The sequence below is a fragment of the Blastomonas sp. genome, from assembly GCF_030373265.1.
Classification (GTDB): Bacteria; Pseudomonadota; Alphaproteobacteria; order Sphingomonadales; family Sphingomonadaceae; genus Blastomonas.
Window position 1 is genome coordinate 50,111 of record NZ_JAUCZC010000001.1, and the last position, 14,453, is coordinate 64,563.

Sequence of the window (14,453 nt, forward strand, 5' to 3'; positions counted from 1 at the left end):
AATATGTCCATGATCAGCCTCGTTTTCGCTCTTGCCCTGTCCACGTTGCAGGAGACGCCCATCGCCGATGAACCCGCGGTCGCAGGCGAAGCTGTGCCCGAGCCTCAGCGCGATCCGGTGACCGGCGAACTGCCGGTCGATCCTTATGAGATGTCGAACGCGCATGCGGGCGCTGCGCCGTTCACCGGGACAGGGATGCGCGACGCGTTCCACGGGGAGGAGGGTATCCGCCGCGTCGTCGACGGCATGGTCGACCGCGCCATCGTCGATCCTCGAATTTCCGAAGTTTTCGTCTCGCACGATCTGGTCCGGCTGCGCCGGGCGTTGTTTGAGCAGTTCTGCCATATCCTCAATGCAGGCTGCGACTACACCGGCCGCGACATGGAAGCATCGCACCGTGATCTCGGCCTGCAGGTCGATGATCTCAACGTGCTGGTCGAAAACCTACAGGCGGCAATGGCATCGGAAAAGATCGGGTTTGCCGCGCAAAACCGCTTCCTGTCGAAGCTTGCACCCATGAAACGCGATGTGGTGACCCACTGATCGAGTGGGGATCGGTGGCACGCCTGTTTGCAAGCGGCATCGCGCGTGGTATTGACACAGGTGTAAGCGGGTAGCCCGCCCGCCGCTGATCAGGTGCCACGATGACCGAGCCCGTCTTCCGTCACCCCGACCGCCCCGTGCCGAAATTCCGGCCGTTCAGGGCGATGCACCATTTCCGAAAGCTGGTGGCGGACAAGGAAGACACCGAGCAGGTGTTCCACATCTTCCAGTGCCTGCCGCGCAAGGGGCTGGTCGATGAGGCCAGGGCTTTCGTCTACAGCGATTTCGGCAAGGCCCTGCGCGCCAGCGAGCCGTATCTTCCTGACCTTCTCGACGACCATGACAGGTTGCGGAGGATGCCCCAGGGCAGCGTCGCGCACGCCTATGTCGATTTCATGCAGCGCGAAGGGCTGTCGGCGGCGGGCCTTGTCGAGGAATACGACCGGTTCCAGCGCGGGCGTCGCTTCGGCGATCTGATCGAATGGTACGTCAACCGGCTGCGCGACACCCACGACCTGCTGCATGTGCTCACCGGCTATGGCCGCGATGCGCTCGGCGAACAGTGCGTGCTGGCGTTCACTTATGGTCAGAACCCCGCGCCGGGAAACATCTTCATCGCCTATCTGGGCGGGCTCAACATGAAGTGGACGATCCCCAGCGATGCGCCGGTGTTCAAGGCGATTGGCGAGGCGCGCAGGCTGGGCAAGGCCTGCGCACGCATATCCGAGCAGTCGATTGCAGCCCTGCTGGCCGAGCCTCTCGACTCTGCGCGGCAGCGGCTGAACATCACGCCGCCCGAATTCTATGGCATGGCGCACGACCGGTTCAGGGCGCGCGGCATCGATCCGTATAACCTGCTGGGCAGGCCTCAGCCCGCCTGACGTTGCGGGCGGTCAGGTCAGCGACCGCATCGCCAGCAACACCCGCTCCACCCATTCCGGGCGGCAGATCAGCAGGTCGGGCATGTAGGTGTCGGACTGGTTGTAGACCAACGCCGAGCCATCGACCCGGCTGACATGCAGACCGTGCGCCGCGGCCACCGCCACCGGGGCACAGCTGTCCCATTCGAACTGACCGCCGGTGTGGAGGTAGATCTCGGCCTCGCCGCGCACGATTGCCATCGCCTTGGCGCCTGCGCTCCCCATTGGCAGCAGCTCCGCGCCCAGAACCTCCGCCACCCCTAGCGCCTCTTTGGCGGGACGCGTGCGGCTGACCACCATGCGCGGGATCGGCGCGCCGGGCGGCAGGGTGAGCGGCTGATCGCTGCGCAACACGAGATCGAGCGCGGGCAGCGCGACCGCGCCGACGCTGGCGACGCCATCGATCGCCAGCCCGATGTGCACCGCCCAGTCGGCGCGTTCCTCGCCATATTCGCGGGTGCCATCGACCGGATCGATGATCCACACACGGCGATGCGCAAGCCGCTCGAAATCGTCCTTTTCCTCCTCGGACAGCACGCCGTCATCGGGCCGCTGTTCACGCAGGGCGTGCAGCAGGAACTGGTTGGCGGTCTGGTCCCCCGCCTGGCCCAGCGTCTTGCCGCTGACCAGCCCGGAGGCACGGACCTCGAGCAGGATCTGCCCTGCGACATGCGCGAGATGCGCGGCGAGCTCGGCGTCGGTCCTGCTCATTTCAGCGGCAACAGCTGGCGGATGATATGCTCGGCAGCCTCTGCGGGGGTCATCGCGACGGTGTTGACGCAGATGTCGGGGCCTTCGGGCGGCTCATAGGGGCTGTCGATGCCGGTGAAGTTCTTGAGGTCACCCGCACGCGCCTTCTTGTAGAGCCCTTTCACGTCGCGCGCCTCGGCGACCTCCAGCGGAGTATCGACGAAAATCTCGACGAATTCGCCCTCGGGCAGCATCTTGCGCACCAGCTCGCGTTCGGCGCGGAACGGGCTGATGAACGCGGTCAGCACGATGAGGCCTGCATCGGCCATCAGCTTGGCCACCTCGCCGACGCGGCGGATGTTCTCGATCCGGTCGGCCTCGGTGAAGCCCAGATCGCGGTTGAGACCGTGGCGGACATTGTCGCCATCCAGCAGGAAGGTGTGCCGGTTCATCACGTTGAGCTGCTTTTCGACCTCGTTGGCAATGGTCGACTTGCCCGATCCGGAGAGGCCGGTGAACCACAGAACCTTGGCCTTCTGGTTCTTGAGCGCGGCGTGCACCTCGCGGGTGACGTCGGTCGCCTGCCAATGGACGTTCTGCGCGCGGCGCAGGCTGAAATGCAGCATGCCAGCGGCAACGGTGCGGTTGGTCAATTTGTCTACAAGCACGAACCCGCCCAAAGTCCGGCTGTCGGCATAGGCTTCGAACACCAAAGGCTTGTCGGTGGCGATTTCCGCCACGCCGATGGCGTTGAGCTCGAGCGTCTTGGCGGCAAGCTGTTCAAGCGTGTTGACGTTGACGGTGTATTTGGGCTGCTGCACCGTGACCGAGACGGTCTGGGTACCGAGCTTGAGCCAGTAGGAGCGGCCCACCAGCATCGCCTCGTCGTCCATCCACACGATGGTCGCTTCGAACTGGTCGGCGACCTGCGGCGGGTGGTCGGCGGTGGCCAGCACGTCGCCGCGCGAGCAATCGATCTCGTCGGCCAGGCACACGGTAACCGACTGGCCCGCCACCGCCTCATCGAGATCGCCGTCGAGCGTCACGATGCGGCTGACGGTGCTGGTCTTGCCCGAAGGCAGCACCCGCACCGGGTCTCCCGGCTTGACCGAGCCGGTGGCGATCAGTCCGGAAAATCCGCGAAAGTCGAGATTGGGGCGGTTGACCCACTGCACCGGCATGCGGAACGGCTTGCCGGCATCGAGCGAGGACAGCACCTCGACCGTCTCGAGATGATCGATCAATGTCGGTCCGGTGTACCACGGCGTATTCTCCGAACGCGTCGTGATGTTGTCGCCCTTGAAGCCGCTGATCGGCATCGCGGTGAAGCTCTCGATGCCGATGCTGGTGGCAAATCCGCGATACTCGGCGACGATCTCGTCGAAGCGGGCCTGGTCGTAGTCCACCAGGTCCATCTTGTTGACCGCCAGCACGATGTTGCGGATGCCGATCAGCTGGCACAGATACGAATGCCGCCGCGTCTGCACGAGCACGCCCTTGCGTGCGTCGATCAGGATCACGGCAAGGTCCGCGGTCGAGGCGCCGGTGACCATGTTGCGGGTGTACTGCTCGTGCCCCGGGCAGTCGGCGACGATGAACTTGCGCTTTTCTGTGTTGAAGAAGCGATAGGCGACATCGATGGTGATGCCCTGCTCGCGCTCGGCGGCGAGGCCATCGACCAGCAGGGCGAAGTCGATTTCCTGGCCTTGCGTGCCGACCTTCTTGCTGTCGCTTTCGAGCGCGGCGAGCTGGTCCTCGAAGATCATCTTGCTGTCGTACAGCAGCCGCCCGATCAGCGTCGACTTGCCGTCGTCCACCGACCCGCAGGTGATGAAGCGCAGCATCGTCTTGTGCTGATGGACGTCGAGATACGCGTCGATGTCCTCGGCGATCAGGGCTTCGGTCTGGTAGATGGCGTCCATCAGAAATAGCCCTCCTGCTTTTTCTTCTCCATGCCCGCGCCGCCGGCATCCTTGTCGATCACGCGGCCCTGACGCTCCGAGGTGGTGGTGAGCAGCGTTTCCTGGATCACCTCGCTCAGCGTGCTCGCGGTGCTTTCGACCGCGCCGGTCAGCGGGAAGCAGCCCAGGGTGCGAAAGCGGATCGAGCGTTCGGTGATTGCGGGCTTTTGGCCCAGCACCTTGGTCAGCCGATCGATGTCATCGGCCATGAACAGCTGCCCCTCCCATTCGAAGGTCGGGCGGACGGCGGCGAAATACAGCGGCACGATCGGCACATCGTTGAGCTGGATATACTGCCAGATGTCGAGCTCAGTCCAGTTGCTTATCGGGAACACGCGGATGCTCTCGCCCTTGTTTTTCCGCGCGTTGTAGAGGTTCCATAATTCGGGGCGCTGGTTCTTGGGGTCCCAGCCGTGCGAGGCGGTGCGGAACGAGAAGATGCGCTCCTTGGCGCGGCTCTTTTCCTCGTCGCGCCGCGCGCCGCCGAAGGCTGCGTCGAAGCCGTGCAGGTCAAGCGCCTGTTTGAGCCCCTCGGTCTTCCACATGTCTGTGTGCAGCGGGCCGTGGTCGAACGGGTTGATCCCGCGCTCGGTGGCTTCCGGGTTCTGATAGACCAGCAGTTCCATGCCGCTCTCGCGCGCCATCCGGTCGCGCAAGCCATACATGTCCTTGAACTTCCAGGTGGTATCGACGTGGAGCAGCGGGAAGGGCGGGGGCGATGGGAAGAACGCCTTGCGCGCTAGGTGCAGCATCACCGCGCTGTCCTTGCCCACCGAATACAGCATCACCGGCTTGTCTGCCTGCGCCGCCACCTCGCGCATGATGTGGATGGCTTCGGCCTCGAGCCGTTCCAGATGGGTCAGGGTGCGGGTCATCGCGCAGGAACTCCATGTTTGCTGCACCCGGCCATGGCACAGGGGAGGGGGGCTTGAACCTCCCATATGGGAGGGTATAAGCAGCGCATGCGTGTTGATACCGGCCTGCTAGAAGCCCTCCACGAGGGGATGTTCCAGACACCGCTCTGGGATGGCTTTCTGCAGCGTCTGCGCGCCAGCGCCGGCGCGGGGTTCGCACTGCTCGCGATCCGGCCGCAGGGGCAGAGCGTTGTCGCTGAACTCGTCGCGGGAGATGGGCCGGTTGCGCCGGTGCGCCGCCTGCTCGCGCGGGCCAATCTGCGCGAAGGGCGGGGCTATGCGCTCGATGAACTGCTCGATCTGGCAGAGCCGGATGCGCGCGCCGAAGTGCGCGAGGCGCTGCACGCTGCGCGGCTCACGGCACTGCGCGCGATCCGGGTGACCGAGCCCAGCGGCGTTGACGGCTGGCTCGCGGTGGCGGGGGACCGGGCGCTGGGATCATCGGCGGGGGCGTTGTTGCTGGGGCTGGCCCCGCATCTGCGGATCGCGCTGCGCAGCTTTGCCGCGCTGGAGCGCGAACGCTTCCGCTCGGCGGTGACCGGCGAGGCGTTCAACCGGCTCAACATCGCCTGGATGACGCTCGACGCGCAGGGGCGGATCGTCGAATCGACGCAAAGCATGGAGCAGATGTTCCAGTGGGGCAGCCTGCTCCGGCGCGGGCGCTACGACCGGCTGGTGCCGGCCTCGCCCGCGATCGACCGGCAGTTGACCGGCTATATCAAGCAGGTGGCGACAGGCACGACAGTACGACCGCTGGCGATCAATCTCAGTCAGGACCCGTGGTTCGACATGCTGGTCGCGCCCCTGCAGGGGGACACGATCTCGGGCCACCGCTCGGCCACGGTGATCGTCTATGTCAGCGGTGACCGCCGCAGCCAGGCAGACCGCTGCGAGCAGCTCGTCGACCTGTTCGGCCTTCTGCCCAGCGAGGCGCGGCTCGCCTGGCTGCTCGCGCAGGCGACTAGCATCTCCGAGGCGGCGGACACGCTGGGCATCACGGTCGAGACCGCGCGCAATTATTCCAAGAAGATCTACGCCAAGACCGGCGCGCGCGGCCATGCCGAGCTTGTGCGGGTGATCATGACCAGCGTGCTGGCGCTGAGCTGAACCGCGACGGTCCGAGGTCGCCGCGAGCGCTTGGCCATTGACCTGAATGCTATAGTGTAACATTCCTGTCGGCCATAACCAGGCCGGGGCACCAAGCTCCGCAAAAGGGGGTCGTCTTGCGTCATCGATTTACTGCATCCGCGTCCGCGCTCGCGTGCGCCGTTTCAATCCTCGCCACCCCGGCGCTGGCCAGCCCGGTCGAACAGACCAAGGGCAGTTACGAGGACAAGTTCCGCCAGCTCGAGGGCGAGGACTGGCCGACCCCGACCGATTACCGCAACGCCTCGGGCGCGCCGGGCTATCGTTACTGGCAGCAGCAGGTCGACTACGACGTGCAGGCGCGGCTCGACGAGGCCAGGCGCACCGTCAGCGGCACCCAGACGGTGCGCTATCAGAACAACTCGCCCGACGCCTTGCCCTATCTGTGGCTGCTGCTCGATCAGAACACCTACAAGCGCGATTCGATCGCCGCGATGACCGAAACGGTCTCGGGCGACAAGATCAGCCTGGGCGAGGTGCGCCGCATCAAGCGCATGCAGGAGTGGGAAGGCGGCTTCACCATCTCGGCGGTGCGCGATGCTTCGGGACGCGCGCTGCCCTTCACGATCGTCGACAGCCTGCTGCGGATCGATCTGGCTCAAGCGGTCGCCCCTAATGGCGGCGAGACCAGCTTCTTCATCGAATGGTCGTTCCCGATGGTCGAGAACAAGGTCGTCGGCGGGCGTTCGGGCTATGAATGCTTCACCCAGCCGGGCGAGGACGGCAACTGCATCTTCGAAGGCGCACAGTGGTTTCCACGGCTCGCGGTCTATTCGGATTACGAAGGCTGGCACAACAAGGCTTTCATCGGTTCGGGCGAGTTCACGCTCGAGTTCGGCGATTACCGCGTCGCGCTGACCGTGCCCGCCGATCATGTCGTTTCGGCCACCGGCGTGCTGCAGAACCCCGATGCGGTGCTCTCTGCAGCGCAGCGCCAGCGGCTTGAGCAGGCGAAAAGCGCGACCAGCCCGGTCTATGTCGTCACCCCCGAAGAAGCGGTGGCGGCCGAACGCGGCAAGGCCTCGGGCGAGAAGACCTGGGTGTTTGCGGCGGAGAATGTGCGCGACTTCGGCTGGGCCTCGTCGCGCAAGTTCGCCTGGGACGCGCTGGGCGTCCGCCAGGATTATGCCGAGCAGCCTTTGGTGATGGCGATGAGCTTCTTCCCCAAGGAAGCGCGGCCGCTGTGGGATGCCTATTCGACCAAGTCGATCGCGCACACCATCGACGTCTATGGCAAGTTCGCCTTCCCCTATCCCTATCCGGTGGCGCAGTCGGTCAACGGGCCGGTCGGCGGAATGGAATATCCGATGATCACCTTCAACGGCCCGCGCCCGGTGAAGGACAAGAAGACCGGCGAACTGACCTATACCGACCGCGCCAAATACGGGCTGATCGGGGTGGTGATCCACGAGATCGGCCACAACTGGTTCCCGATGATCGTCAATTCGGACGAGCGGCAATGGACGTGGATGGACGAGGGGCTCAACACCTTCCTCCAGTTCCAGGCCGAAAAGCTGTGGGACAAGGATTATCCCGTCCGCCGCGGCGAGCCCAAGGACATCGCCGAATACATGCTGTCGACCAACCAGATGCCGCTGATGACTCAGTCGGATTCGGTGCTGCAGTTCGGCGCCAACGGCTATGGCAAGCCCGCGACCGCGCTCACCATCCTGCGCGAGACGATCCTGGGCCGCGAGCTGTTCGACCGGGCGTTCCGCGAATATGCCGAGCGCTGGCGGTTCAAGCACCCGACCCCTTATGACTTCTTCCGCACGATGGAGGAAAGCTCGGGTGTCGATCTTGACTGGTTCTGGCGCGGCTGGTTCTATTCGACCGACCATGTCGACATTGCGCTCGACAAGGTGGTGCGCGCGACGCTGGAACCCGCCGATGCGGCTGCGGCTGCGGCCGAACGCAAGAAGCGTCGCGATGCCGAGCCGGGATCGCTCACCGCTGCGCGCAACGCCGGGCAGCAGACCGTGGTCGAGCGCGATCCGGCGACACGCGATTTCTACGACGAGATCGACCCGCTCGATGTCACCGCGGCGGACAAGCGCAAGGCGGCCGAGGCCTATGCCGACCTGACCGAGGAGGAAAAGGCCGCGCGGCAGGCAACGGACAATTTCTACCGGTTCACCTTCGCCAATCGCGGCGGGCTGGTGATGCCGGTGATCCTGAAAATGGACTTTTCCGACGGATCCAGCGAGACCGCGCGCATCCCGGCAGAAATCTGGCGTTATAACCCCAACACCGTGACCTGGCAGTTCGTCAGCCCCAAGACGTTGGTCAAGGCCGAGGTCGATCCGCTATGGGAAACCGCCGATGCCGACCGATCGAACAACATCTTTGCCGGATGGATCGAGCCCAAAACGCTGGGAGTCGATACGCCCGAGACGGGCAAGAACCGAATGAAGGATTCGGATCGCAAGGTGCTGCCGGGTTCGCTGCGGACCTATGACGGAACATCGAAATGATCGCCCGGCGTTGTTTCGGGTTGGCGCTGGCTGCGCTTGGACTGGCGATGTTTCCTCCGCTGGCGCACGCGCATCGCGGGCATGATGCGATGACCGTGCTGACGCTGGCCGAGGACGGCGCGATGACCGTCTCGCACCGGTTCGAGGCGCACGATCTGGAACCCGCGCTGGCGGAGATCGCGCCGCAAGCCCAGGCCAGCCTCGACGATCCCGAGGCGATCGAGGAGCTCAAGACCTATCTGCTGGCGCATTTCAGCGTGTCGGCCGGTGGCACGCCGGTGCCGCTTGCGATCGCGTCGGTCGAGATCGGCGTGCGCGATGTGCGCATCGATTACAGCGGCACGGTGCCGGGCAATCCCGCCGCGCTCGAACTGCGATCGACGATCCTGCGCGACATCTATCCGCGGCAGGTCAACCAGGTCCTCGTCCGGCGCGGCAGCAATGTGCAGACGTTGCGGTTCGCGGGCAGCGAAGCCAAGGTGGTCGCGCTGCGCTGACGCGGTCGGTGCGGATCAGGCGGTCGTCCACGGTCCGGTGATCGCCAGCGTCATCGCCGGGCTGTAGAGATTGACGAACAGCGTCGATCCGTCGGGCGAGAAGCAGGCGCCGGCCAGCTCGGTCTGCAGGCGGCAGCGCGCCAGCGTGTAGACTTCGCCTGCAGGCGACACCCCGCGCAGATGGTTGTCGACCACCAGCGAATATTGATCCTCGCACACCACCAGATGGCCGTTCGGGGCAACGGTGAGGTTGTCACCGAAGTTGAACATTCTGGGATCGGTGGATTCGACGAAATTCTGCAGCATTGCAGGCGAGGATCGCTCTGCGGGCTGGCCTTCAGCGGAGCTGGGGCGATAGCGGAACACCTGGCCCAGTTTGGCCGCGCCGCCCGAGGTGCAGCAGAAATAGATCGACCCGTTGCCGAAATGCACGCCTTCGCCGCGCGCGAACCGGGCGGCGCTAGAAGCATGGCCGCGCAGGCGCAGGTCGTCGTCGGGGCTGTGGGTGCCATCCAGATCTATCCAGCGCACCGGGCGCGCTCCCCCGATGGGCAGCGTGACTTCGGACCAGTTGCGGGTGTCGTCGATCCCCGGTTCGACAAACGCCAGCGCCTGCAGCCGTCCGCCTGCGGAAAGCCGGCCGCGCTGCGCGGGCAGAAAGCGGTAGAACAGCGAATCGTCGCGGTCCTCGGTGAGATAGACGATGCCGGTCGCCGGATCGATCGCGGCGGCCTCGTGGTTGAACCGCCCCATCGCGGTCAGCGGCACCGGCTCGACAAGCCCCTTGTGGCTTGCGGGAACCTCGAACACCCAGCCATGGTCACGCGCCACGCCGTTGCCGGCGCGGGTGACGTCTTCCTCGCAGGTCAGCCAGCTTCCCCAGGGGGTGACGCCGCCCGAACAGTTTCGGATCGTGCCCGCAAGGCTCTGATACTGCGCCTCGACCTTTCGGCTGCGCAGGTCATAAACCAAAGTCGATGTGCCGCCGGGAAGCGCAAGGCCATCGTCCGAGCGGTCATAGGCAAGCGGCACCGGGCGCGATCCGAACGGGCCGCTTTCGTGGTGGCGCGCCTGCAGTTCATGGTTGCGCACCAGCGCGACGCGGCCGTTGCCGAGACCGAAGCACCCCATGCCGTCGGCGCGGTCGCCCACGACATGGCCGTCGTCCATCACATCGCCGCCACGCGAAATCACCCGGTACGCATAGCCCGGGCGCAGATCGAGAATGCCGTCGGGGTCCGCAACGAGCGGGGAGGGGCCGCTGCTGCCGGTAAACAGGTCGCTCGCCGCGCAGCCGGCCAGACCGCCAAAGGCCAGCGCGGTGAGGCCAAGGCCAAATTCGCGGCGATCCATGTCAGCGACCTTCATGATGGGAATGAAACATTATATCTTGGGCGCCTAGCATCGCGACGAGCCTGCGTCCACCGCGGAGCGTTCACGCTGCCTGCGCCGCGCCCCGGTCGGGCAGTTTGCGGATCAGAAAGATCAGCACCACCGCCACCAGCGTCATCAGCCCGATCAGCAGCCAGGCATCGTTGATCGCATCGACCAGCGCCTGCTGTTCGATCAAAGGTCGGACCATTTCCTCGGTAAACTCGTCGGGCGGTGTGCCGATCTGTTCGATAAACGCATCGCGCGGGATGCCGATGCCGACCGCCGTCTCGACATTGCCGTCCTGCAGCTCCTGCGCGATGGCCTCGCCGCGCGTGGCAGCGCGGCTGAAGATGGTGGTGTCGATCAGCGCCAGGCCGATCGCTCCGCCCAGATTGCGCATCAGGTTGAACAGCCCGCTGCCATCGGCGACCTTCTCGGTCGCAAGATAGCCCAGCGCGATGCGGGTGGGCGGCAGCAGGCAGAACATGCTCGCCGCCCCGCGCAGGATCTGCGGCACCAGCATCTCGGCAAAGTCGGTCTCGGCTGTCTGCCCGGTGCTGGCAAGCAGCCCCGCCGCGAACAGCCCGAAGCCGAACAGGCACAAGGTCCGCGCGCCGACACGTTGCTCCAGATACACCGCCAGCGGCGCCGACAGCAATTGCGCGATGCCGGTGACCAGCATGATCTGACCGATCCGGAACGCATCGTGCTCGCGCACCAGCCCCAGAAAGAAGGGCATCAGATAGGTCGAGCCGAACAAGCCGGCGCCGAGGATGAAGCTGAGCCCGCAGCCGACGGCAAAGTTGCGGTCGCTAAAGCAACGCAGTTCGACCAAGGGGGACGCAGCGTGCCAGGTGCGCCACGCGAACCAGCCGGTGCACACCACAAATCCTGCGAGCAGGGCTGCAACGGCAGGCGACAACCAGCCCAGCGTTGGCGCATCCTTGAGGCCGATCTGCAGCGCCGTCAGCCCCACGGCCAACAGCGCCAGCGCGATCAGGTCGATCGACCGGTCGCTCCGCGCATTGCTGGCGGCACCGCGCAGGGCGTAGGCTGCTCCCAACGCCGCGAGCACGCCGGGAACGATGTTGATCCGGAACAGCCAGTGCCAGGAATAGGTTTCGGTCAGCCAGCCACCCACGATCGGGCCGACGGTGGGCGCGAACACGGCGGCAACGCCGGCGATGGTGGTCGCCAGCCCTTGCGATCGCGGCGGAAACAGCAGGAACACGGCCGAGAACACCGCCGGGATCAGTGTTCCCCCGGCAAAACCCTGCACGATCCGCCACGCGATCAGCGCCTCGAAGCTGTCGCTCTGGCCGCACCCGACAGAGGCGACGGTGAACACGCAGATCGCCGAGACAAACAGCCAGCGCATTCCGAGCTTGGCGGTGAAATAGCCGGTCAGCGGAATCGCGACGATCTCAGCGGTCAGATATGCGGTCTGCACCCAGATCATCTGATCGGTGCTGATACCCAGTGCCTGCTGGATGGTGGGCAACGATGTGGCGACGATCTGGATATCCAGGATCGCCATGAACATGCCCACGCACATGCACAGGAACCCAAGCCATGGCAGGAAGCCGGTGGGAGACGTTTCAGTCTGGTGCATGTTGCAGCGTCAGGTCCCCGATCCGGGCACGCCGCCCGGTGGCCGCATCGTGACGATGGCGATTGGCGTGCGCGCGGAGCAACACGCCGGTTACTGGCTCGAGCCTTGTTCCCGTTCTGCCTTGATCCGGTACATCGCCGCCTTGCACTGCGGGGAGGTCTTCTCGACCTTGGCGATCATGCACGCCTCGACCTTCTTGCGGCTCATCGATTTCATCTCGGCTGGACACAGGGTGCGCGCTTCCTTTGCGCACGCTTTGCGGCCGGGATCGGGTGCAGCCTGCGCCGGCAAACCCAGCCCTGCCGTCAGCACGGCCGCGATCGCAAGGCTTAACGGGCGAAGAGCGGTCGGCGTTGTGAACCGGCTGGCAATCTTTGTCGTCATGCAGGGTCTCGCAGATGATACGGGTTCGAATTGGCCTCCAGGCGACAGAGGCGGCGGTTGGCGTCTGGCAGGAGTATCCACCTTCTGCCCATGCATCAACCGCGCAATGCCGGTTCGGGTTTCATGAACGGGGAATTTTGGCCGTTTTTTGGGAACCACCTGCCGCGTGCGCCGTAAGCGTTCCGGGCAATCTAGTTCCAGTCATGTGAGGGAAAACGAGCGATGGTCTCCGGAGCATCTTTGGCGGTGCCATATTGTGGGCTGACCGCCGCTGATCGCTGGCTGGCGGAATGGAACCTCGACCCGGTGGTGCTGGCCGCCATTGGCGTCGCGATCGTGCTTGCGGTGCGCGCAGATCCAACCGTCCGGCGGTCGCGGTGGGCGGCATGCGGCCTTCTGGTCCTGCTGTGGGTATCCCCGCTGTGCGCGGCCTCCGCGACCCTGCTTTCGGTGCGGGTGGCCCATCACATGATCGTCATGCTGCTGCTTGCGCCCGCGCTGGCGCTCGGCTTCCCGAAGCTCCGCGCCGGCGAGCCAATGACCTGGGCGATCGGCGCCGCGCTCACGCTCAGCGCATGGTTCGTTCCTGCGGTCTACAGCTTTGCCTGGGATTGGGATGCGGGCTACTGGCTGCTGCAACTCGGGATGCTGGGCGCTGCCTGGCAGTTCTGGGCAACCTGGTTCGACCCCGCCACCGATGAGCGACCGCTGGTCATGACCGCAGCCCCCGCGTTGCTGGCGATGGTGATGGGGTTTGTCGGCGCACTGCTGACATTCGCGCCCACACCGCTGTTTTCGGAACATATCTTCACCACCGTGCTGTTCGATGTATCGCCTTTGGCGGACCAGCAGTTGGCTGGGCTGGTGATGTGGACCGGCGGCATGGTGCCGATGGCGCTGCTGGCGTTTGTCCGGCTCGGCAGCATGGCAAAAGCGGCCCAAGAGCGCGCGCAATGCTGATTGTCTGGTCGACCCTGGTTTTCAAGGCGCTGCACATCTCGACCATCGCCTTATGGGCGGTGGGACTGATCATGCTACCCCTGCTGTTTCGCGCCTATCGTCCACAGCTCAGCGATTCGGCCTATATCCGCTTCCGCCAGCTGACGCATTACAGCTATGTCCGCTTCCTGACGCCGGCCGCCGTGATCGCGGTGGGAACAGGCATCGTCCTTATCCTGCTGCGCGGGATATTTGAGCCGTGGCTGTTTGCCAAACTGGCACTCGTGTCCATCCTTGCCGTGCTTCATGCCTATGTCGGCCACATGATCGTGCAGACAGCCGAAACCCGCGGCAGGGTGGAACTTCCCCCGCCATATCTGGTGCTTGCGCCGGTGATGCTGGTGCTGGCCGGGATACTCGTGCTGGTGTTGGCCAAGCCGACGCTCGCCGTCGAATGGCCGCAATGGATGACCGAGCCTCAGGCCTGGTCGGTTCCGCGCTGGGTACCGATTTGATAGTCGAACACCAGCTTGCCGCCGTGCCAACCGGTCAGGCCCGTCATCATGACGCACAGGGCGGAGAGCATGACTCCGTACGGCAGGATTGCGCCTACCGGATCGGCGAGCCGCAATCCCCAGTTGCCCCCGAGGACGGACAGCAGCGTCATGGCGAGAATGAAATGCGTCCAGCTTGCAGCGCGTACGCGGATGCCGGGCACCGCCAGCAACTCGATCGTCCCGACGATTCCCGCCAGCACGCCGAAGACGAAACCCGAGCCGATCGCCCACAGCGCAGCGCGCGCCCAGAATTCGTCCCCCGTCGCCCAATAGAACAGATCCGACCCGAAGGTGCCGAAGGCGGCGGTGATGGGGAAAGCGACCATCATCGCGTGGACCGGGTGACTGGCGAACGCAATGCGCGATTCGGTCTCGTTGAACCCGTGCCGCGACAGGATGGGATCGGCGCGCAGCGCCTCGGTTTTGTCATTCATCATGCGCG

At 65.0% G+C, this 14,453-nt stretch carries 14 protein-coding genes; 7 read left to right on the plus strand and 7 right to left on the minus strand.

What is annotated here, in order from left to right; all coding sequences use genetic code 11:
- Positions 1-9 precede the first annotated feature (9 nt).
- Both QUV11_RS00255 and QUV11_RS00260 read left to right on the plus strand, forming a co-directional pair.
- Positions 10-543 (plus strand): group 1 truncated hemoglobin, encoded by a 534-nt coding sequence (locus QUV11_RS00255; RefSeq protein WP_300879906.1) that lies wholly within the window; start codon positions 10-12, stop codon positions 541-543.
- 101 nt (positions 544-644) lie between these two features.
- The gene (locus QUV11_RS00260) at positions 645-1,424 is read left to right on the plus strand and encodes a Coq4 family protein (protein WP_300879907.1); all 780 of its coding nucleotides are present in this window, start codon (positions 645-647) and stop codon (positions 1,422-1,424) included.
- A gap of 12 nt (positions 1,425-1,436) precedes the next feature.
- On the opposite strand, the gene QUV11_RS00265 is transcribed toward QUV11_RS00260, so the two are convergent.
- From QUV11_RS00265 to cysD, 3 genes are read right to left on the minus strand one after another with little or no spacing between them, the layout of a single operon-like run.
- Entirely contained in the window at positions 1,437-2,174 is a 738-nt protein-coding gene (locus QUV11_RS00265) for a 3'(2'),5'-bisphosphate nucleotidase CysQ (RefSeq protein ID WP_300879908.1), read from the minus strand.
- Positions 2,171-4,075, minus strand: coding sequence for a sulfate adenylyltransferase subunit CysN (gene cysN, locus QUV11_RS00270; protein ID WP_300879909.1), 1,905 nt, complete (start codon positions 4,073-4,075; stop codon positions 2,171-2,173). Before cysN ends, QUV11_RS00265 begins: the two co-directional genes overlap by 4 nt.
- Positions 4,075-4,989: a sulfate adenylyltransferase subunit CysD gene (gene cysD / locus QUV11_RS00275; protein ID WP_289618446.1), complete on the minus strand. Its 915-nt coding sequence runs from the start codon at positions 4,987-4,989 to the stop codon at positions 4,075-4,077. The genes cysN and cysD overlap by 1 nt, the downstream gene beginning before the upstream one ends.
- Before the next feature lie 87 nt (positions 4,990-5,076).
- On the opposite strand from cysD, the gene QUV11_RS00280 reads away from it, so the two are divergent.
- The 3 genes from QUV11_RS00280 (at position 5,077) to QUV11_RS00290 (ending at position 9,145) form a co-directional block, all read left to right on the plus strand.
- Positions 5,077-6,135 (plus strand): helix-turn-helix transcriptional regulator, encoded by a 1,059-nt coding sequence (locus tag QUV11_RS00280; protein ID WP_289618445.1) that lies wholly within the window; start codon positions 5,077-5,079, stop codon positions 6,133-6,135.
- A 116-nt stretch (positions 6,136-6,251) separates the two neighbouring features.
- A complete protein-coding gene (locus QUV11_RS00285) occupies positions 6,252-8,648 on the plus strand; it encodes a M1 family metallopeptidase (RefSeq protein WP_300879910.1) in 2,397 nt (798 codons plus the stop codon).
- Positions 8,645-9,145 (plus strand): DUF6702 family protein, encoded by a 501-nt coding sequence (locus QUV11_RS00290; protein WP_300879911.1) that lies wholly within the window; start codon positions 8,645-8,647, stop codon positions 9,143-9,145. Before QUV11_RS00285 ends, QUV11_RS00290 begins: the two co-directional genes overlap by 4 nt.
- A gap of 15 nt (positions 9,146-9,160) precedes the next feature.
- Here QUV11_RS00290 and QUV11_RS00295 read toward each other — a convergent pair whose 3' ends face one another.
- The 3 genes from QUV11_RS00295 to QUV11_RS00305 form a co-directional block, all read right to left on the minus strand.
- A complete protein-coding gene (locus tag QUV11_RS00295) occupies positions 9,161-10,513 on the minus strand; it encodes an alkaline phosphatase PhoX (protein WP_300879912.1) in 1,353 nt (450 codons plus the stop codon).
- A gap of 67 nt (positions 10,514-10,580) precedes the next feature.
- Entirely contained in the window at positions 10,581-12,131 is a 1,551-nt protein-coding gene (locus tag QUV11_RS00300; RefSeq protein WP_300879913.1) for a DHA2 family efflux MFS transporter permease subunit, read from the minus strand.
- Between the two features lie 90 nt (positions 12,132-12,221).
- Positions 12,222-12,515, minus strand: a complete 294-nt coding sequence (locus tag QUV11_RS00305; protein ID WP_300879914.1) for a hypothetical protein — start codon at positions 12,513-12,515, stop codon at positions 12,222-12,224.
- 222 nt (positions 12,516-12,737) lie between these two features.
- On the opposite strand from QUV11_RS00305, the gene QUV11_RS00310 reads away from it, so the two are divergent.
- Positions 12,738-13,475 (plus strand): cytochrome c oxidase assembly protein, encoded by a 738-nt coding sequence (locus QUV11_RS00310; protein ID WP_300879915.1) that lies wholly within the window; start codon positions 12,738-12,740, stop codon positions 13,473-13,475.
- Positions 13,469-13,969: a hypothetical protein gene (locus QUV11_RS00315; protein ID WP_300879916.1), complete on the plus strand. Its 501-nt coding sequence runs from the start codon at positions 13,469-13,471 to the stop codon at positions 13,967-13,969. Before QUV11_RS00310 ends, QUV11_RS00315 begins: the two co-directional genes overlap by 7 nt.
- Here QUV11_RS00315 and QUV11_RS00320 read toward each other — a convergent pair.
- On the minus strand, positions 13,933-14,445 hold the full coding sequence (locus tag QUV11_RS00320) for a DUF2231 domain-containing protein (protein WP_300879917.1): 513 nt from the start codon (positions 14,443-14,445) through the stop codon (positions 13,933-13,935). The two genes, QUV11_RS00315 and QUV11_RS00320, sit on opposite strands and share 37 nt — an antisense overlap.
- Positions 14,446-14,453: the final 8 nt, after the last annotated feature.